Source organism: Paraburkholderia sp. HP33-1 (assembly GCF_021390595.1).
Classification (GTDB): domain Bacteria; phylum Pseudomonadota; class Gammaproteobacteria; order Burkholderiales; family Burkholderiaceae; genus Paraburkholderia.
Map to the genome: position 1 here is coordinate 240,849 of NZ_JAJEJR010000002.1, position 19,089 is coordinate 259,937.

15 protein-coding genes and 1 pseudogene are annotated in these 19,089 nt (G+C 60.3%); 12 read left to right on the plus strand and 4 right to left on the minus strand.

Annotation, left to right across the window (positions count from 1 at the left end; all coding sequences use genetic code 11):
• Positions 1-277 precede the first annotated feature (277 nt).
• From L0U81_RS17110 to L0U81_RS33820, 3 genes and pseudogenes are all read left to right on the plus strand, one after another.
• Complete coding sequence (locus L0U81_RS17110; RefSeq protein ID WP_233804740.1) at positions 278-910, plus strand: DUF1326 domain-containing protein; 633 nt, start codon at positions 278-280, stop codon at positions 908-910.
• Positions 861-1,724, plus strand: coding sequence for a DUF2182 domain-containing protein (locus L0U81_RS17115; protein WP_233804741.1), 864 nt, complete (start codon positions 861-863; stop codon positions 1,722-1,724). Before L0U81_RS17110 ends, L0U81_RS17115 begins: the two co-directional genes overlap by 50 nt.
• Positions 1,725-1,793: 69 nt before the next feature.
• Positions 1,794-1,901, plus strand: a pseudogene (locus L0U81_RS33820) (chromate transporter); the annotation flags it as partial.
• A 71-nt stretch (positions 1,902-1,972) separates the two neighbouring features.
• Here L0U81_RS33820 and L0U81_RS17120 read toward each other — a convergent pair.
• A complete protein-coding gene (locus tag L0U81_RS17120; RefSeq protein WP_233804742.1) occupies positions 1,973-2,764 on the minus strand; it encodes a DUF899 domain-containing protein in 792 nt (263 codons plus the stop codon).
• 275 nt (positions 2,765-3,039) lie between these two features.
• Here L0U81_RS17120 and L0U81_RS17125 point away from each other — a divergent pair, with 275 nt between their 5' ends.
• Entirely contained in the window at positions 3,040-3,498 is a 459-nt protein-coding gene (locus tag L0U81_RS17125) for an MEKHLA domain-containing protein (protein WP_233804743.1), read from the plus strand.
• A gap of 217 nt (positions 3,499-3,715) precedes the next feature.
• Here the strand turns inward: L0U81_RS17125 and L0U81_RS17130 are convergent, their stop codons facing one another.
• Positions 3,716-5,326, minus strand: coding sequence for a hypothetical protein (locus L0U81_RS17130; protein WP_233804744.1), 1,611 nt, complete (start codon positions 5,324-5,326; stop codon positions 3,716-3,718).
• 959 nt (positions 5,327-6,285) lie between these two features.
• Here L0U81_RS17130 and L0U81_RS17135 point away from each other — a divergent pair.
• The 3 genes from L0U81_RS17135 to L0U81_RS17145 all read left to right on the plus strand — a co-directional run bounded on the left by L0U81_RS17135 (position 6,286) and on the right by L0U81_RS17145 (position 9,567).
• The gene (locus L0U81_RS17135; RefSeq protein WP_233804745.1) at positions 6,286-7,719 is read left to right on the plus strand and encodes a UbiA family prenyltransferase; all 1,434 of its coding nucleotides are present in this window, start codon (positions 6,286-6,288) and stop codon (positions 7,717-7,719) included.
• A 181-nt stretch (positions 7,720-7,900) separates the two neighbouring features.
• A complete protein-coding gene (locus L0U81_RS17140; protein ID WP_233804746.1) occupies positions 7,901-8,050 on the plus strand; it encodes a hypothetical protein in 150 nt (49 codons plus the stop codon).
• Between the two features lie 83 nt (positions 8,051-8,133).
• Positions 8,134-9,567 (plus strand): hypothetical protein, encoded by a 1,434-nt coding sequence (locus L0U81_RS17145; RefSeq protein WP_442793427.1) that lies wholly within the window; start codon positions 8,134-8,136, stop codon positions 9,565-9,567.
• Between the two features lie 174 nt (positions 9,568-9,741).
• Here the strand turns inward: L0U81_RS17145 and L0U81_RS17150 are convergent, their stop codons facing one another.
• Complete coding sequence (locus L0U81_RS17150; protein WP_233804747.1) at positions 9,742-11,964, minus strand: SLC26A/SulP transporter family protein; 2,223 nt, start codon at positions 11,962-11,964, stop codon at positions 9,742-9,744.
• Between the two features lie 268 nt (positions 11,965-12,232).
• Between L0U81_RS17150 and L0U81_RS17155 the strand changes: the two genes are divergently transcribed.
• The 5 genes from L0U81_RS17155 to L0U81_RS17175 all read left to right on the plus strand — a co-directional run bounded on the left by L0U81_RS17155 (position 12,233) and on the right by L0U81_RS17175 (position 18,310).
• Complete coding sequence (locus L0U81_RS17155) at positions 12,233-15,529, plus strand: adenylate/guanylate cyclase domain-containing protein (protein WP_233804748.1); 3,297 nt, start codon at positions 12,233-12,235, stop codon at positions 15,527-15,529.
• Positions 15,530-15,648: 119 nt separating this feature from the next.
• Positions 15,649-15,867, plus strand: a complete 219-nt coding sequence (locus tag L0U81_RS17160) for a hypothetical protein (protein ID WP_233807968.1) — start codon at positions 15,649-15,651, stop codon at positions 15,865-15,867.
• 67 nt (positions 15,868-15,934) lie between these two features.
• The gene (locus L0U81_RS17165) at positions 15,935-16,843 is read left to right on the plus strand and encodes a LysR family transcriptional regulator (protein ID WP_233804749.1); all 909 of its coding nucleotides are present in this window, start codon (positions 15,935-15,937) and stop codon (positions 16,841-16,843) included.
• Between the two features lie 103 nt (positions 16,844-16,946).
• Positions 16,947-17,837, plus strand: a complete 891-nt coding sequence (locus L0U81_RS17170; protein WP_233804750.1) for an NAD-dependent epimerase/dehydratase family protein — start codon at positions 16,947-16,949, stop codon at positions 17,835-17,837.
• Between the two features lie 152 nt (positions 17,838-17,989).
• Positions 17,990-18,310, plus strand: a complete 321-nt coding sequence (locus tag L0U81_RS17175; protein ID WP_233804751.1) for a DoxX family protein — start codon at positions 17,990-17,992, stop codon at positions 18,308-18,310.
• Positions 18,311-18,644: 334 nt separating this feature from the next.
• On the opposite strand, the gene L0U81_RS17180 is transcribed toward L0U81_RS17175, so the two are convergent.
• Positions 18,645-19,034 (minus strand): YunG family protein, encoded by a 390-nt coding sequence (locus L0U81_RS17180; protein ID WP_233804752.1) that lies wholly within the window; start codon positions 19,032-19,034, stop codon positions 18,645-18,647.
• Positions 19,035-19,089 lie beyond the last annotated feature (55 nt).

Below are 19,089 nucleotides of genomic sequence, written 5' to 3' on the forward strand. Positions count from 1 at the left end.
AAGCTCAGTGAACTCAAGACAAACAAGTAAACGATTCCAGAAGAATCCGACGAACATGATCGGGCCCACCCGATCGAAACCAGGACACGGCTAGCGCTAAAACAATGACTAGCCTTCCACCCATTTATGCCTATATTCAACGTGGAGCCTGCCGACGGTCTGACCTGAGCAGGATTGGCACCACCGTCGTTCCCGTCGAGGACAAACGCGAGCGGGGCCGTTCCGCCCTTCAACATATCAATGCGGCCTGGTGCGATGCCGCTGCGATGACAGGGAGATGATGATGGCCACCCCAACCTGGAAGATCAGCGGTCAATATTACGAGACGTGCAGTTGCGATTTTGTGTGCCCATGCCTGCCCGGACAGCTGGCAGTCAGACCAAGCAAGGGCTCATGCACGTTTGCCATGGCATTTCAGATCGACCGCGGCCAGCACGAAGCGGTTTCCCTCGATGGCCTCGGATTCATCCTCCTCGGATTGACACCAGAAGAAATGGCAAAGGGGAACTGGTCCGTGGGCGTTATTGTCGATGAGCGGGCCAGCATGGAGCAGCGCGACGCGATCACGGCGATTACCAGCGGCGCGGAAGGCGGACCGATGGCGGCTCTATCGCCGCTCGTTGGATCGTTTGTCGGGGTGGAGTCCGCGGCGATTCGCTTCGATCGCAATGGGATGAAGTGGTCTGTGACGTCACCGCAATTCGTCGACATGGCCGCTGAAGGTGCGATGGGCATCAATCCCAACGCGACCGAGCCGCTTCGTCTGGACAATACGGGTCATCCAGCCGCCGATTGCCTGACACTGGCTCATGCCTCGCACAGTCACGTCCGCGCGCTTGGCTTTGAGTGGGATGACGTCAGTGGGCAAAACAACGGTCAATATGCGCCTTTTTCCTGGCAAGGTGCGTAAGCTGGCTACCTCTTCTCGCGCACCCAGTCCTGGTTCCGTCGCGAGCCTCTCAAGGCGCGAGCGCATTCTCATTCTGGGTTGCGTTGCCGCGGTCGTGACGCTGTCGTGGGCGTTTCTCTTCTATCTCGATCATCAGATGTTGTCGGCAAGACAACACGACAAAATGATGATGGAGATGGGTATGTCGATGGCGGCGCCATGGACGACAGCCGAAGCTCTTTTCACGTTTGCAATGTGGGTCGTCATGATGGTGGGCATGATGGCCGGATCGGCGATGCCCGTATTGCTTCTTTTCGCAGGGGCACATGCCGGGCGCGGCGGAGGCAGGACGCCGTTCGTCGTTCTCATGTTCGCTCTGGGTTACCTGGCCGTGTGGGTTGGCTTCAGCGCATGCGCGACACTTGCGCAGTGGGCACTGCACCACGCCGCAATGCTGTCACCGGAGTTGGCTGCGTCAAGCCCACAGGTGGGCGGTGCGATTCTTTGCGCCGCAGGCTTGTACCAATTGACGCCGTCCAAGCGAGCATGTCTCAAGCACTGTCGAAGTCCGCTCGGGTTTCTGATGGCTCGCTGGCGCGATGGGGCGACGGGCGCGCTGCAGATGGGAATGCGTCATGGCGCGTATTGCCTCGGGTGTTGCTGGGCGCTGATGTGCGTCCTGTTCGTTGTAGGTGTGATGAATCTTGTCTGGGTGGCGGCGCTAGCGCTGTTTGTTTTTCTGGAAAAGATCGGGCCAGCAGGCGTCGTTCTGGCGCGCGCGGCCGGTGCGGTGATGACTGCCGTCGGGGTTCTGCTGTTCGCCGGCATTCTTTGAATCCTTCTTTTGAGTTGACGCAAAGGACTGCAATCGTGTCGGCCCAGCGCTAGCCGCGATGGGCAGGCTGCGGCCCTCGCGACTGTGCTGGTGATGAAGACGCGCATCAATGCATTGGTGCTGATCGCGGGCGGCGCGCTCGTGTTTGTGCTGGCGCATTTCGCGGGCTTGTTATAGGGCGCCGGGCAGCATCGCGAGGCTGCCATCGCCACTCGGATAAGCGACAGCGATCGATGATTGGTCCGACTCTAGCCGTCGCTTTTCCGGAACGCGGCCTCTCCGGCATCTGACACCTCGACCCACTTCGGATCGGGAGCGGCGCCGGGGACGTAGGTGTCGTTCCAGTTCCACCACTTGTATGGTCGGCTCTGCGGGTAGCCCTCCGGCGAATCCTCCCACGTCTCCTGCCGCCCGAGCGCCGTCATGTCGAGGTAGCTCCAGATGGTGCCCATCGCCTCGTCCCCACGCCCGTTGATGAAGTACGTGCGGAACACACGCTCACCTTCGCGGATGAACGCGTTGTGGCCGTGCCATTCGTCCACCCCGAAGTCGGCGTCGAAACTGTCGGTGATGGTGTACCAAGGGATCATCTCCCAGCCCATCCGGGTCTTCAGCCGCGCGATATCGGCTTGCGGCGCGCGGGAGGCGTACACGAGGGTGGTGTCGCGAGCATGCAAATGGGCGAGGTGGGAGACCTGGTCGGCTCCCAGGGAACAGCCAATGCACGCATGCTCTGGCCACCCGTGCACGCCAGGCTCGAAAAAGGCGCGATAGATGACCAACTGGCGGCGGCCGTCAAACAGGTCGAGCAGGCTGACTTTGCCCTCGGGCCCGTCGAACGCATACGTTTTTTCCACGGCAAGCCATGGCATCCGCCGTCGCTCGGCGGCCAGCGCGTCGCGGGCACGCGTCAAGGTTTTCTCCTTGACGAGAAGCTGCTCGCGCGCAGCCTCCCACTCTTGCCGCGACACAATCGAAGGTGTCTTCATGGCAGGCTGTGCATCTTTCCCACCCTTCTCAGGTGACTTAGTCGTCGTCATCGCAATCTCCGGGTTAGAGCGATGTCCTGTGTGTTCGGCCCGGAAGGCGATTCGCTCACCGGGCATCGCTCGCTGCTGATGAGGAATTAGTTTAGGCCGCCAGACATCGAATGCTGGGAGTGACAAATGTGACGCGATTCACGATCCATTGTCTGGCGGCTTGATTCGCTGCCACCGCTGGACGCCAGGAAACCGGCAAACTTTGCTTGCGGATGCTGTATCGTGAGCGCCTTCGCCCCTTGCGTAGGCCCACGATCTCCGTCGATATGTCTCAGATGATTCCACTGCACAGCAATCCAGCTTTCTATCAGCTCCTTGCCGACAGCTACGCCCGGCTGCTTGGTCGCCCCCTGGTGCCGCAGGCCATGTCCGTGGACGAAGCGACCGAATGGCTCTATGAGAGTGCCCCGTTCGCGGTACTCGCGCACAACACCGATCCCGACCCGGTCTTCATTTACGGCAACAAGGCCGCGCAGCGCCGCTTTGGATACAGCTGGGATGAAATCACCCGACTGCCGTCCCGACTCTCAGCCGAGGCCCCGAATCGCGAGGAGCGGCAACAATTTCTGGCACGCGTACAGCGGCTGGGCTACGAGGCGGGCTACAAGGGCGTGCGTGTCACCAGGTCAGGCCAGCGCTTCATGATCGAGGAAGCCACGCTGTGGCAACTTCTCGACGCGGACGGCAAACTGCACGGCCAGGCGGTTGTCATCCCGCTGACGCGCGACATCTGATCGCGCATAACAACCGTTGATGCGTGAGCGTCACGGAAGTACCTGGGTGAGCGGCTGATTCGACGTGGTGACCTCGAACAGCAGCGCGAAGACTTACATGCCGAATTCGCTATTCAGGCTGCCGTGCTGCCGTAATGTCCGCTTCAACGATCTCGCATGCGGATTACATGGGGGTAGTTCCCTTAGCGAACCCACGCGAGCTGAACGAACGAAACACCTACTTCGTCATAACCATCATCTGGTCGAAATTCACGGGACACCCGGCGTTTGCTGGGCTGCCTTCCGTCGCAACAACGAGACGGTCGTCGCGCAGATCTGCTTCCCAATTCATCTTGGAAGGTGACAACACGATTGGCTCTTGTTTGCATATCGTGCGTACCGAAGCCACTGCGTTTTTGTAGTGAGTCTCCTTCAGGACGATATAACCCATCACGCTAGCGGCGGCGAGAACCGAGTTCGCGATGCCAAAAGCAACGACTACGTGAAATAGTTTCTGATTCGCTGAGAAACCCGCGATAACCAAAAATGGAACTACATAAAACATTGGAACGTAGCGGGCCCACCACGACTGAGGATGCGTCAAAACTATCACCAGCGTTGCGAGCAGATATATCTTTACAACTTCATCGGCGCCTTTTCTTCTCCAGAAGAACGAAGCCAGACATGCGATTAGCATAGCTCCAAAGAACGGACCAAAGCCGCCGAAACGTGTGTCAGCCGTATGCAGCGCAATGAACGCATCGCGCAGATGCGCGGGTGACGGCACAAAAACAGGTTCCATGGTGCAAGAGCTGCAATTCATTGGCACCGAGAAATATGACAGGAAAAGCCTGTGCAGCGGGGTCATGCCAAAAAAGTGCGGGTACGTTTTTTCTCCCACCAGATCGATCCTATCCTTCCCAAGGATGGGGTAGAGAATGTGCTTGCCGGCGACGACGTTCTCGACGTATGGCGAATAGCCGATGACTGCGACAGCCACGAAAGTCGAGATCGCCAATTGTCCGATCAAACCCTTGTGTTTCTGAAAGAAGTTTCTTTTTTCTCCGCTGATGAATGTCACAACGAAAAACACCAGAATCGAGATGGTTGCGAAAATTGGTCCTGTCATCTTCGACCCGATCAGAAGCACGAGCGCGATGCCAAGCTGAACTCTTGAGTACGGCATGCCTTTTAGCGCAAAGAGCAAATTGACAGAAAAGATAGTCCAGCAGTAGTAATGAGCCGCATCGACATAAAAAGTGGTCAACTGTCCGAGCGCTACGGGATTGTAGACACAGGTGGCCGACGCGATCAGCGCGGCCCTGGCAGATATCCCCGCTGACTGGAGCAATCGCATTAGAGCAAGGCATGCTGGAACACTAAGCAACAGCGTAAATGACTTCCCGCTGTTGAAATGTGAAGTCAGAACAGTGGCCGTGTATGCAAAATACTCGAACGCCTTTGGATAGTGCGCCGCCCAGAACGCGCCGCCAGGTGCGTGCGAACTGGCAAAACCGTTCAGATTGTGGTCCAGTAAGAGGGGTGTCGCGACGTGGTAACTCAAGCCGTCGTAACTGAATTCTCGCAGATAGCCAAAGCCAAACAATACGACCGCGATAAATAGTATCGAGACGATTGTGGTTCGCCATTGAGCATGGGAAACATAGCCATATATGACTACGGCTACAACAACGACAAATGCGGAGATCGCTACCAGCACGCCACTAGTGATGCCGAAGTTGTACAGGATTGCAGCATAGAGTGACGACGCGAACACAAAGACAACAATCTGATCGCACAACTGAGTCCAGTTCACACGCTGGATGGCATCTTTCATCGTCGTAGACATAGTGGGCCTTCTTCTCAGGTTGATAGAAACCCCGATTGTTCGAAGCGTGCACCGCTCATTGCATAGGTAGCGGATCAGTGCTTCAAATCATGCTCAAGACACACGACGCACGGCAGAGGCTTGCGATTGAATATGATGCTTGAATTGCATGTCGCATGTACGCTCGTGACACCTGCGACCAGCAACGTGACAACGTGGTGTATGTGGCCGAGCATAGTGTTACCTCGTGCCGGCAGCGAAGGGTGCTTCTTGGGTAGTGAGCGGAAGAGGATCGACAGCGGTCTCCAATAGTGTCGATTATGGGCATTTGTACGGCGGTGAACAAGGGGACATTTCGCTATTCGGCGCTACCCTCTTTCCCAAATCCTGCGCGGTCGCACAATTAAGGGACAGCACGACGATACCCCTTTGGGCCCGATCAGAAGTTCAGACGTTGAAGGTGTTCCGCGATATTGGCCAATATCACCCCGTTTTAAGCCGTCATTCTGTAAGTCCGAATCTGCAGCGGCTATGCTGGCTTCAATAATAGTGAGCGATTATCTGCGGGCCAGCGGATCTGTTGGTGGCCAGCGGCCGGCACCAACGTTGGTGCGCACATATCCGGTGTTAATCACGTCGTCAGTAGGGCAGTGTAATCGAGCAAGGACGAAGCGCATGGAGACCACGATCTTCATGAGCGGATCACGCAGCCACCCTTCATCGCGGTAGAGGGCGTGCTACGCGGCGTTGTACTTCGAACCGGGAGAAAGTCCCTTGCATTGTTAGATGTTCTTAGGTGGCAGCATCGGCATGCTGTACTCACCGGAGTTCTTTTCGTTATCAAACATTGAGAGCCCACCTAAGGCCGCTACCGGGATGCAAGTTACAGGAAGCGACCTGTTACGCAAGATGGTGTCAGATGCCGCGGGTGAACGCGAAAAACTGCATTTCCTTCTCATTCGGGGGGTGGTCGACATTTCATGCCCATCGAGGTCAACATGGCTGGTATCCCTCTTTGTGTTGATCTGGACGGCACACTGATGCACAGCGACCTTCTCATCGAGTCGTTCGTGGCACTGGTCAAGAGAAATCCGCTCTATTTGTTGTATTGTGTCGCGTGGCTGCTGCGCGGCAAGGGGTATCTCAAAGCGCAGATAGCCGCACGCGTCGCAATCGACGTGTCACTGCTGCCATACAACGCGCGCCTGGTCGACTTCCTAAAAAAAGAGCGCTCGTGCGGGCGTGATCTCTATCTCTGTACCGCTGGCGATCAACGATTTGCCGAGCAGATCGCGTCTCATTTCGGCTTCTTCAAAGGCGTGATGGCGAGCAACGAGTCGCTTAACCTCTCCGGCGCAAACAAGGCCATGGCCTTGACGGCGGAGTTTGGTGCACAGGGTTTCGATTATTGCGGCAACGCTCGTGCCGATGTGCCTGTGTGGAGGCAGGCGCGTACAGCGATCGTCGTCGGAGGGAAAAGCATTCAGGCAGCGGCGCGGAAGGCGAATCAGGTCACGGTCATCTTCGAGAACAAGCGGTCTTTTTTCAGGCTCGCCATCAAGGAAATGCGCGTCTATCAATGGGTGAAAAATCTGTTGATCTTTGTGCCGCTGCTTGCGTCGCATCGCTTCACGGATGTCAACGCACTGATGGCCGGTGGCATTGCATTCTTGTCATTCTGCTTCTGTGCCTCGTCGGTATACATTTTGAATGACATGCTCGATCTCGATGTGGATAGGCGCCATAGTCGAAAGTGCAAACGTCCATTTGCGTCGGGAGAATTACCGCTTGCTAGCGGCATTGGCATGATGTTCATACTGTTAATAGCATCGGCAAGCCTCGGCATTTTTCTGCCCCTGTCGTTTCAGCTCGTGCTAGCGTGTTATGTCGCGATGACACTCGTTTATTCCTTTCACCTGAAGCACGTAATGCTGGTAGATGTTTTCATGCTGGCCGCGCTTTATACCATCCGTATTGTGGCTGGCGGGACGGCCGTCAATGTTGTGCTGTCAGACTGGTTAATCCTGTTCTCGGTGATGATCTTTCTCAGTCTGGCCATGGTAAAGCGTTATACGGAACTCCACAAAATGCAGCGGGAGGGTAAGGACTCTGCGGCGGGACGAGGTTATCTTACGGAGGACATGAGCATTGTGCGCACGTTCGGAATCGCGGCAGGGTATGTCGGGGTGGTTGTTCTTGCGCTTTATATGAATTCTGCCCCCGTCACGGTGTTGTATAGCCATCCCCACAGGCTTTGGCTTCTCTTTTTGCTGCTCCTGTACTGGATCAGCCGCGTCTGGATGGTTGCGTTCCACGGTCAGATGCATGACGATCCGATAGTCTATGCCATCAAAAATCGGTCGAGCCTATTGATCATCATGCTTTGCGTAGCGTCAGTTCTTATCTCGATCTAAAGAGAAGCGTTTCACTGCTCAGGTCGGTTTTCCGCACTTGCCGCAACACATTTCGCCGCTTTTCGCCAAGGAGGTCGCAACGTATTGCTATTCATGGGAGGTGTTGTTCCCACCGTCCCTGTCTCTGCGCGGTCCGTCGTGGGCTTCGGGGCATCGAGTGCTCGCGCGCAAGCAGTTGCTCATGCTGAAACTTCAGCACGTGCTATCCACCGACGAATCTTTGGCGATCGGCTGGTGTCCCAGGTTTTCCAATGCGCGAATTGCAGGAGCCATCGCAGATCATATCAATCGCAGCGCTGCATTGCAGACCGCGAAAATGCGTGAAGCGTGATCAGTCCTCTGGCCGATAACAGATTCGATCAGGCGCATTAGCCGGGAGCAGATTCGTAATCGACGGAGAGCTCAAGACACCCTATGATCAGATATCACAGACGATTTGTACTGCAGATGTTGGCGGCGCTCGGTTGGACAACACTGAGGCCGCTATGGCCGCCGATCGCCGCAGCTTCGACGCAGCACGGGTCCGCGTCACGGCCCGTAGGGCGACGGATTACCGACCTGATTGGGGCCAATGGCTGGGCCGGCTCCGCCCACGACGTCGCAATGTGGAAGGAAATGGGTATAAGTTGGGCACGCGGGCCCGTAGGTCCAGGGCAAGCCCATGGTAGTTCGGACCCGATGCGGGTCGACAAGACGGAGAACAATAACGCAATCGACCTGCCGCCCATCGTCATCCAGAACAACAACAACGGAATCCATACATTGTTGTTACTTGCCTACACACCCCTGTGGAACGCGAGCGTGCCAGGCGATTCAAAATCGGCACCCGTGGATGTAAGGGCGTGGGAGCGCTACGTCGAAGCTGTAGTCCGGAAATATCACGCCCCGCCGTACAACCTGCGCTTTTTCCAGATATGGAACGAGGCGGCCGGAAAGCTTTCGGGCGGTTCGCCACAGGCATCGTTCTGGCACGGTGCCGCTCGTGCTGGCGACGGGGACGACTTGCATGGGCCCTATGAACGTGCGATGCAGGACTACGTCGAGAAGATCCACATTCCGGCCGCGCGGATCATCCGCCGCTATGGCGCATACGTCGTCTACGGCGGTTGGCCGGACCAGGGGGGGCTCGAAACCTTTAGCCAGTGGCTGGAGTACAGAAGTCCCCGGTACAACCAGCGGATGCTCGACTGTGTGGACTATCTGGATACGCATTACCTTGCGGTCAAAGACCTGGATTACCTCTACGAGCGTTATGTGAAGCAAGGTCCCGCACGTGGATTATGGCAAACGGAGATTGGCGATAGATATATGATCGACGATCACTATCTGCCGCGCTATTTCTTCGATCTCGCCGTGTGGGCGCTCGATCGAAACTGGGACGATTCCAACAAGTACGTATCGATGGTGTACCACTGGGACGGATATGAACCGTTTCGTCTTACGCACCGAGGTCCGCCCGCCAGAACGTACAACGTTTCGGGGGGGAGTCTGATCGTGTTGAACCAGACCGCCGGCGGCGTGCTGTCGCCCTTTCGACAGAAACTGCAGTTCGGTCCTGATGCATCCGGCAGCGCGCTGTACTCGGACAGGCAAATCGTGATGCAGGTGCGTGCACTGCCGGGCTGGCGCACGGTCGATGCGCCCGGGCTGGCTCCGCCTGCTTCGGGCCGCGTAAAGGTCCGGTTTATTGACGCGCTGTCAGGTTCAGTGTCTTCGGCGACGGATACCGAGTTGAAGTGGGACGATCAGGCTTTGCGTGTGCGTTTCAATGTACCCGCTCGTGTCAATGGCCATGGCGGACAAGGATCGGCAGAGCATCTCGCATATATCGTCGTGGGTCCAGAGTAAGAAGCTGTTCTGCACCGGCGTCTACAGCAGCCTGGTTGCACTTGGCGCTAGCGTAGTCCTAATCGGGAAACGCCCCAAAGACGCCGGCCAGCGTCTCGTCCTGACCGATCACATGCCGATCTCGATCTTCGCTATGCGGAGGTGCATGCAGTGCCGCCACGATGCGCAAACCGCTTACAAAGCCGCACGCAGCGCCTCGTCAACGACGGCAAGTCGAGTTGCGATGATCTTGACGAGAAACCGATGAAATTGTTGCGCGGCCGCTGGATGCTGTTGTTCGAGTCGAATGAGAGCGGTTGTCGACAAGCGGCGGACCCGCGTCGGCGTCTCGGCGATCACGTCCGCACTGCGCTGTTGCTGCGTGTAGACCGCCATTTCACCGACAACCGTCCCCGGGCCAAACGAGCGCAGCCGGACCGACCGTCCATCGTCGAGCGGCAACGAGACCTGGACACGTCCTTGCTCGATGAAATACAGCGCGTCAGCCTGCTCCCCGCGACGAAACAGCACCTGCCCCGCAAGCAGGTCATGCACCTCGAGACACGCCAGCAGCGTGCTCAACGCGCTGGCCGTGAAATGCGGCGTGAGCATCGCGTGAAAGTCGTAGCCGTGGCCTGTCGCAGGCGAGTTCCCCGTGAGCAACTGGTCTTCGATCCACTCCAGACCGACGTCAAGCGAGTCGAATTCATGAATCCGGAGATTGAGTGTCCCGGTCTTCGTGAGCAGATCGCGCGAGTGCGGCGGCAGCGCGGTTAGCACCAGGTCCGCGTTCTTCGCTGCGCATAGCTGCCTCAGCTTGACGAAGCTGATCGATACCGACGCGTCCATGCCCTGAGTCGACGCGAAATCGAGCACGACGAAACGGACCGGCACCGGATGGCTCGCGGCGAGCCGCCCACGCAGGCGGTGCAGAATCGAATTGGCCGTGCCGAAGAACAGGAACCCTTGCAGGCACATACCGCAGACCTGCGCACCGAGTTCGCGCAAAGACTGGCTCTCGTTGATGCTGCGTTCCACGTTGGACGTCCGTGTGCGCAGATCGAACTCCATGCGTATACAACTGACCCGGCCATACAGCAGCGTGAACGTCACACACGCCGCAACGACGCCTACCGCCACGCCGACGACCACGCCGTAGGCGACGATGGTGCCGAGAATGGCAGGCACGAGCAGGTACTCGTACCAGCTGAGCTTCGCATACGCGCCCACGAGCCAATGCACGATCAGGCGCAGGCCCATGAAGAGCTGAAGGCCGACGAGCACCGGCACGGGAAAGAGCGCCACGATATCGGGCGAAGTGCCAAGTACGACAAGGCAAGCGAGCGCCGCGAACACGCCGGCCACCCGGCTCGTGGCACCCACGCGCGCATTGAGCATCGAGCGATTGAACGACTGGTAGCCGACCATTCCACCCAGCAGCCCGCTCGCGAGATTGGCAAGGCCCGCAGCCCGCATCTCACGATTGAGATCGACCTCCTCGCCCGTCACCGCGCCGATCGCCGTCGAATTCATCAGGATCGTGACAGCGGAAACCGTCGTGACCAGCAGGCTCTCTGGAAGGTGCGCGGCGACGGCCGGCCAGTCGATGCCACCCTGCCCGAGTCGCGCAGCGATGTGCAGCTCCGGCAGCCCGGCAAGGTGCAGCGTGACGCGCGGCAGAAGCAGCCCCATTTCGCGCGCGTCGGCGATCGAGAGACCGGCAATGTGCAGGAGAACGTAGAAAAGCACGATCCCGAAACCCAACGTGAGGGGTAGCGCGGCAATGTGCTGCCAGGCGCGGGTCAGGACTGTCGTCATCACACCCACGACGAGCGCGGGAATCCATGTCAGCCAGTGAATGTGCGTCAGCAACGCCAGCATGTGCCAGTCCAGTGCCTCGCCCGTCATCACGCGGAAGGCCCCGGCCAGCAGCAGATAGCCTGTTCCGGCGAGGAATCCGCCAAGCACCGGATACGGGAGGAACTGCAACGAGCGGCTGTGCCTCGACGAGCCGATCGCATAGAGGATGACGCCCGTCACGACCGAACAGAGCGCAATTGCGATCAGCACGGTCAGGATCAGGGTCTGGGGGGAGCCGCCGTCCGCGCGCACGCTGCTGCCGACCCCTGCGGCGACGCCCGCAAGAAACGCCGCGGCATTGCTGTCAGGACCGCCGATGTTCCAACGCATCGAGCTCGTCAACGCAATCACGAGCGCCGTGACGACGCAGCTGACGAGCGCGGTCGGCACGCCGAGCATCGCGTAGCGGGCAAGATCGGCGCTGAAGATCATCGTGCCGAGGCTCATTGCGTAGCACAGCATGACGAGCATCGAAACCGCGCCGGCCGCCACGTCGGCAGGCAGGCCCGTGAAGCGCGAACGTAGCGGGATGTAGGAGATGGTCTTGCCCGGCTTCACGTGAATTCCCCGAAGAATGCGAGGGCGAGATGGGACGCGCCGCCCAGTATCCGTCGGGCCTCGAAAGGCTGTCAAACAGCATGCGCCCTGGGAGTTGCAGACCTACACTGGGTATTCATCGGCTGAGTTGAATGCCGGCCAAGGGCCGATTGCATCGGCGAGCGGTGCGCCCGAGTTTCATCTGACGTTTGCGCATCGGGCCGCGCCAGCGCCAAATCGGTGCGGCAAACTCGCGTGTGCCGGTTGGCATCGAATGCAGGCGACGAAAATGGACATCGCGCAATGGCTGCAGCGCCTCGGACTCGAGCAGTACGCGCTCGCATTCGCGGCGAACGACATCGACGTATCACTGCTCGCGCAGTTGAGCGATGCTGATCTGAAGGAACTCGGGGTGCAGTCGCTTGGCCATCGCAAGCGCATCCTTGCCGCCGCGGCGGCCGCGCAACCGTCAACGAGCGCATCGGCGCCGCCGCAGACGGACGCCGCCACCCTTGCGCCCGCGGACGAGCGCAGGCAGGTCACGATCCTGTTTGCCGATCTCTGCGGCTACACGGCGCTCTCGCGCTCGCTCGATCCCGAAGACCTGCGCGCGCTAATCGGCCGCTACATGGCGCTGGTCGACGGTGTCGTCCTCGCTTATGGCGGCACGATCGACAAGCACATCGGCGATGCAGTGATGGCGCTTTTCGGCGCGCCGCGCTCGCATGAGACCGACACGCTGCGCGCGGCCCGGGCGGCGCTCGATATCCACGACGGGCTGACGCAGCTTGGCGCGCAGGCGGGGCGGCCTTTGCAGGCACACATCGGCATCGCGAGCGGCGAAGTGGTCGCCGGTGCGCTTGGCCGCGCCGACGCCCAGGACTACACGGTGCACGGCGATCCGGTGAACCTCGCCGCGCGGCTCGTGGCCGCCGCACCCGCCGGCGAGATCTGGATCTCTGACGAGTCAGCACGCCTGCTCGACGAGGCCGCTGTGTGCGAGGCGATCGGCGAGCGGCTCTTCAAGGGCATCGACACGCCGGTCCGGGCCTGGCGGCTCGTTGCCATCGCGAGCGAACCCGTGAAGACGAGCCGCAGCCGCTTCGTCGGCCGCGAAGCCGAACTCGAGCAATTTCACGGTATCGTCCACGCGTGCGTGGCGAGGCACCGCGGCCATGTTCTCCATCTACGAGGTGAAGCCGGAATCGGCAAGACGCGGCTCGTCGAGGAAATGCGCCGCTACGCGCAGACCCAGGGCTTCACGCTGCATAAAAGCCTTGTGCTCGATTTCGGTGTTGGCAAGGGGCAGGACCCGGTGCGCGCGATCGTCGCCAGCCTGCTCGGGCTGTCGGCCAGCGCATCGGCCGACGCGCGGCAAGCCGCTGTCGCGCGTGCCGCGGAGCGTGGTGTCGTGAGCGAAGAGCAGCTCATGTTTCTTCAGGATTTCCTCGATCTGCCCAAAAGCAGCGAGTGGCAAGCGCTGTACGACGCAATGGATCATGGTGCGCGCCAGCGTGGCAAGCAGACGCTCGCTGCACGACTGGCCGAGGACGCCTGCGGGCAATCGGCGACGATGATCGTCGTCGAAGATCTGCATTGGGCCGACCGCGAAGCCCTCAGCTATCTTGCGGCTTTCGCGGCAGGCATCGTCAATGGGACGGGCTTGCTCGTGACGACTTCGCGTGTGGAAGGCGATCCAATTGATGCAGCCTGGCGCGCACGCTGCCGCGACACCCCGTTCGCCACGATCGACCTCGGGCCGCTGCGCAAGGATGAGGCACTCAACCTCGCGAGCAATTTCATCGACGCTACGCAGCGCGTCGCGCTCGCCTGCATCGAGCGGGCAGCAGGCAACCCGCTATTTCTCGAGCAACTGCTGCGCAATGCCGAGGAAGGCAGCAGCGGCAACGTTCCCGCGTCGATCCGAAGCCTCGTGCTCGCGCGGATGGACAGGTTGGCGCCGCGTGACCGCCTGGCGTTCCAGGCGGCTGCCGTCATCGGTCAGCGTTTCGACCTCGCGTTGCTGCGCCGGCTCATCGACGACCCTGACTACGTCTGCGACGGCCTGCTCGCCAATGCGCTAGTTCTACCCGAGGGCGAGGATTTCCTGTTCGCCCATGCGCTGATCCAGGAGAGCGCATGGGCGACGCTATTGCGGGCGCGCCGGCGCGAGCTTCATCGCTGTGCCGCCGAATGGTTCGCACATAGCGATCCGACGTTGCACGCGCAGCATCTCGACCGGGCAGAGGACGAGCGCGCGCCCGGAGCCTATCTCGCCGCGTCGAACGCGCAACGTGCCGCCCATCGTTTCGAGGCTGCGCTGCGGCTGGCCGACCGGGGCCTCGAGATCGCGCAGACGGACGCGGACCGCCACGCACTGAGCTGCGCCAAGGGCGAACTCCAGCGCGATCTGGGCGACATTGCGGGATCGATCGCCACGTACCGCGCGGCGCTCGCGGCTGCCACCAACGATGACGCCCGGTGCGACTGTCAGCTCGGGCTCGCGGAAGGCCTGCGGGTGAACGAAGGTCTCGACGAGGCGCTCGCCTTGCTTTCGGCCGCGCAGACGATAGCGGAACGCGACGGCCGGGTGGCCGACCTCGCAAGGCTTCACCACCTGCGCGGCAACATCCTTTTTCCCCTTGGCAGGATCGACGCCTGCTGCGCCGAGCATGAACGAGGGCTTACCTATGCACGGCGCCTCGGCATCCCGGAGGCGGAGGCTCGCGCGCTCGGCGGCCTGGCGGATGCAGCGTACGCGCAGGGACGCATGCAAACCGCTTTTCGCCATTTCAGCGAATGCGTGGCGCTGAGCCGCAAGCACGGGTTCGGCAGCATCGAGGTTGCGAATCGTCCGATGCAGGGCTTCAGCAGGATCTACCTCAACGATGCACGGCAGGCGCGCGAGGACGCGATCGCCACGGCACGCGCTGCCGCGTTGATCGGGCAGCCGCGCGCGCAATTGCTGTGCGAGACGCTGGGCGTGTTCGCCTGCCAGGAACTAGGCGATGAGCAGGCGGCTCGCGTTCATCTGGAGCAGGAACTTCGGCTGATCAGGCAACTCGGCGCCCGCCGCTTCGAGGCACAAAATCTGGAGATGCACGGGCGGCTGTTGCTGGACAGCGGATCGAGAAGCGAAGCAGTGAAGAAACTTCGCGAGTCGATCGCGATCTCGCGCGAGGTGGGCACGCAGTTTTGCGGACCCAAGACCCTCGGCGCGCTGAGCCGCGCAGTGGATGAGAACGTCGAGCGTGCGCGGTTGCTGGACGAAGGCGAAGCGCTGCTGCGACTCGGCGCGGTCGGCCATAATCATCTCTGGTTTTACCGCGACGCCATCGAAGCGATGCTGGCCGCCGGCGATGCGCATGGCATGTTGCGTTACGTGAAGGAACTCGAGAACTACACCCAGCGCGAACCGCTGCCCTGGGCCCAGCTCTTTGCAGCGCGCGGCCGTGCGCTCGCGCTTGCCCTGCAGGACCCTGCGGGCGAACCGACGCTGCGCGAACTCGCGCGGGTGCGAACGGCGCTGCACGAGGCCGGTTTTCGGAATTACCTGAGCGCCGTCGATGTTGCTCTGGCGGCTTGATGCGGGTGACGCAAACGATGCGTCGATTGCCATTTGCACGAAGGTCCTTTGCATATTCCGTGAGTAGTCGTCAGCGCTTGCAGCCATCGAGCCGGCGCGCTGACCTGCTATCGATTGACATGGACGCTATCCCCGGCAAACCGGATCGAGCCCTTCCGCCCGCGAACGCTCCTACTGGCTTCGTGCGCGGCGCGCGCGAGCACAAGCTGAGAAACGCTGCCTATTTCCGCGAATCGCACCAGGACGTTACCAACGGCGCCACACACGGCATTCACCCCGAGCACTTCGAGGAGATGTGCGACAGCGAGCGCATCTCTGCGCTCGTCTGCAACGCATAGGTTGAGGGGCTACCAATCTCCCAACGATTGCCGCCTTCGATGATCATAGTGAGGTATTCTCGATAACATGGATATCGGTGGCTTTGATCTCAATCTTCTGAAAGCGTTCGACGCCCTTTATGCGGAGCGTCACGTTACGCGCGCCGGGCTGCGTATCGGTCTTAGTCAGTCGGCGATGAGCGGCGCCCTTACCCGGTTGCGTGAGCTGTTCGAGGATGAGCTGTTCTTGCGGACGCCGTCGGGGATGCAGCCGACCCCACGGGCTCACGATCTTGCAGGTCCTATATCCAACGCGCTCCGACTTGTACGGGGTGCGTTACGGGCCGACGGTTTCGATCCAGCGACGGCTAGTGACGCGTTCACGATTGCGATGAACGACTATGCCGCTTTCGTTCTACTGCCGCCACTGTTGGCACGCCTTAGCATCGAGGCGCCTCACGTCGACGTGCACGTGCACGGGACGTTCGGTCGGGATGAAGCGCTCGAACTCCTCGACAGCGGCGAAGCAAGCCTCGCTATCGGCTTCCCGGTCGAAGCTTCGGCACGCATCCTCAAGCGCCCTCTGTTCAAGGAGGACTTTGCGTGCGTAGCGCGTCCTGAGCACCCCGCGTTTGCGCACGGTGCTAACCTCGACGCCTTCACGGCTGCGCCTCATCTCCTGATATCTCCCGAGGGCGACCGCTCAAGTCTGGTCGATCACGAGCTCGCCAAGCTGGGGCTCGGACGGCGTGTGGTACTGAGCTTGCCGCAGTTTCTGGTCGCACCCTTCGTGATCGCTGAGACCGATCTCGTCGCGACGCTCGCCTCCCGTGTCGCTCGGCGCTTCGCAGCGACTGGGGTCGGCATCTCCGTACATCAACCGCCAATCGAACTGCCCAGTTGGACGCTTGCGATGATGTGGCATCGACGTGCGGACACTCACGCGGCCACTTGTTGGCTGAAAGACGTCATCGCCGAGGTCGCCGCCTCGGTTTGACGTCATCGGTGCAAGCGATATCAGTACATCAGAACTTACGATTTCCGTTTGGAATCGCAGCCCACTACCATTGCCCACATCGACATTGGAAGAGGTAACGGACATGCGTGTATTGGTGACGGGAGCAACGGGGTTGATCGGGGGAGCTGTAGCGCGTCGCTTGATGGCGGGCGGCCATGAGGTCGTGGGACTCGCCCGTTCGGAAATGAGTGCGAGCAAGCTGACCGGCGAGGGCTTTGCGGTGACGCAAGGCGACCTTGCCGACTCGGCGAGCGTCGCTTCTGCCGCTCGTGCCGTTGACGCGGTTATACATGCCGCCTCGCCGAACGACCAGAATACGGCAGCTTATGACAAAGCTGCGACGCGCTCGATCATCGAAGCGCTGCGCGGTACGGGCAAGCGTTTCGTCTATACAAGCGGTTGTCTAATCTACGGATCAACCGGCGATACCCCCGCAACTGAAGATAGCCCGCTGAATCCAGTCGAGCTCGTGCGCTGGCGCCAGGAGCTTGAGGACGAGGTCCTCGCGGCTGCGACCGCCGGTGTTCACCCGAGCGTAATCCGGCCAGGCTGGGTTTACGGCAACTGGGGTGGCGCCACAATGATGATGTACGGCACGGCCAAGGAATACGGCGTGGCGCGCTTCGTCGGTGACGGGCGAAACCGCTGGTCGACGGTGCACGCTGACGACCTCGCTGACCTCTACGCGTTCTCGCTTGAACGGGCGCCGGTTAGCTCAGTCTTCAACGGCGTTCACGGAACGGCGACACCACTTATCGAAATCGCGCGCGCGGCGAGCGAGGCCGCCGGCGCCGAGGGACGCGTAGAGGCATGGCCGCTCGACGAGGCGCGGCAGTCGCTCGGGGCATTCGCCGACGCGATTACCTGCGATCAGGTCGTCTCCGGGGAAAAGGCAAAACGCGAGCTTGATTGGCGTCCGTCGCGACGCTCGATCGTCGAGGAGTTGCGTTCCTACGCGTCGGCGGCCGCCTAAGCACGCGGTGCCTCTTCAACCGCCCGCCCCTTGGCTGCAAGGTCCACGCGCAGTGGGCTCGCTTGCAATGAATGAAGCGTCATGCAGCTTTCCTACGTTTCCGTCGCAGTGCGCGAGCCCGCGCACTCGCCAAAATCTTGTGGGTCGCTTAAATGCTACATACGTTCTCGATCTGGCTTCTCGTTGTCGCTTTTTTCGGTGCGGGGCTGTTCAACGCGATCGGCACGCCCGCCACACAGGACAACTTTGTCCGCTGGGGGTATCCACGATGGTGGCAGCGTGCCACCGGTATGCTGGAGATGACGAATGCCGTCTTGATCGCAGTTCCCGTCACCCGTGGGTTGGGCCTGATCTTTGGTGCCGTCATCATCGCCGCAGCGGTTTTGACCGTCTTGCGTCACCGGGAGTTTTCCCACCTTGCTCCGCTCAGCGTCTTCCTGGTTATGCTCACACTGGCGGGAATCACATTGTAGGAACGCAACGCTTAATCCCGTGCGCGCGAGTCACGATGCCCGTGCGCGGTGTTCTTAACTGGGCGAAGCTGACCTTCGAATGTCCGACCTCATCGCTGGCAGAGCGGCTGTTGGTGGCCGGTACTGGAAAACCGCTACACGTATGTGCTCACGCGCTTATTACATGATGGCCCCGTGCGTGGTTGGGGCGATTGCACTGATCTTCGTCACCGAAACGCGCGGGTGATCGTTGCGCGGGCAGGGCATTCTGGGGAGCAGGAAGTGATTCGTTGAAGTGAGCTCGCGTGGCCGGCCGCGTATCGGTGCGGTTCGGCCACGCGCGATCGAAAGGCGTCTATTTCAGCAGGCTTTCCGCGAGCCGCGATTTCAGCATTTCGTATTTCTGCCGCGACGTATCCGCAAAGGCCGCCTCACGACTTGACCGAGTATCGTCGAACGGAATCGGCTCGGCAAACTGGCTGATTGTCAGATCCCATCGCTTGCCCTCGATCAGGTTGTAGAAGTGCGTGCCGCCCGACGTGTGCGTCGTCAGAATTTCTCCACCGAAGTAATCCTGAGCGATCAACGCCGTGACGCTGCAATGGTTCAGCGCCGGATTCGTTGCCGACCACACGTGAATGGGACTCGACGTATCGGTGGACCACACGCGTGCAAGGGCACGATACAGTTCGATAGGCGTGGCAAAGGTCTTCGATACGGCGGGGGTCTGTGCTTCCTGTGGCATGGCGGCAATCCTTCGTTCGATGAGCGGATCAGGTCGTAGAAAACAAAAAGCCCCG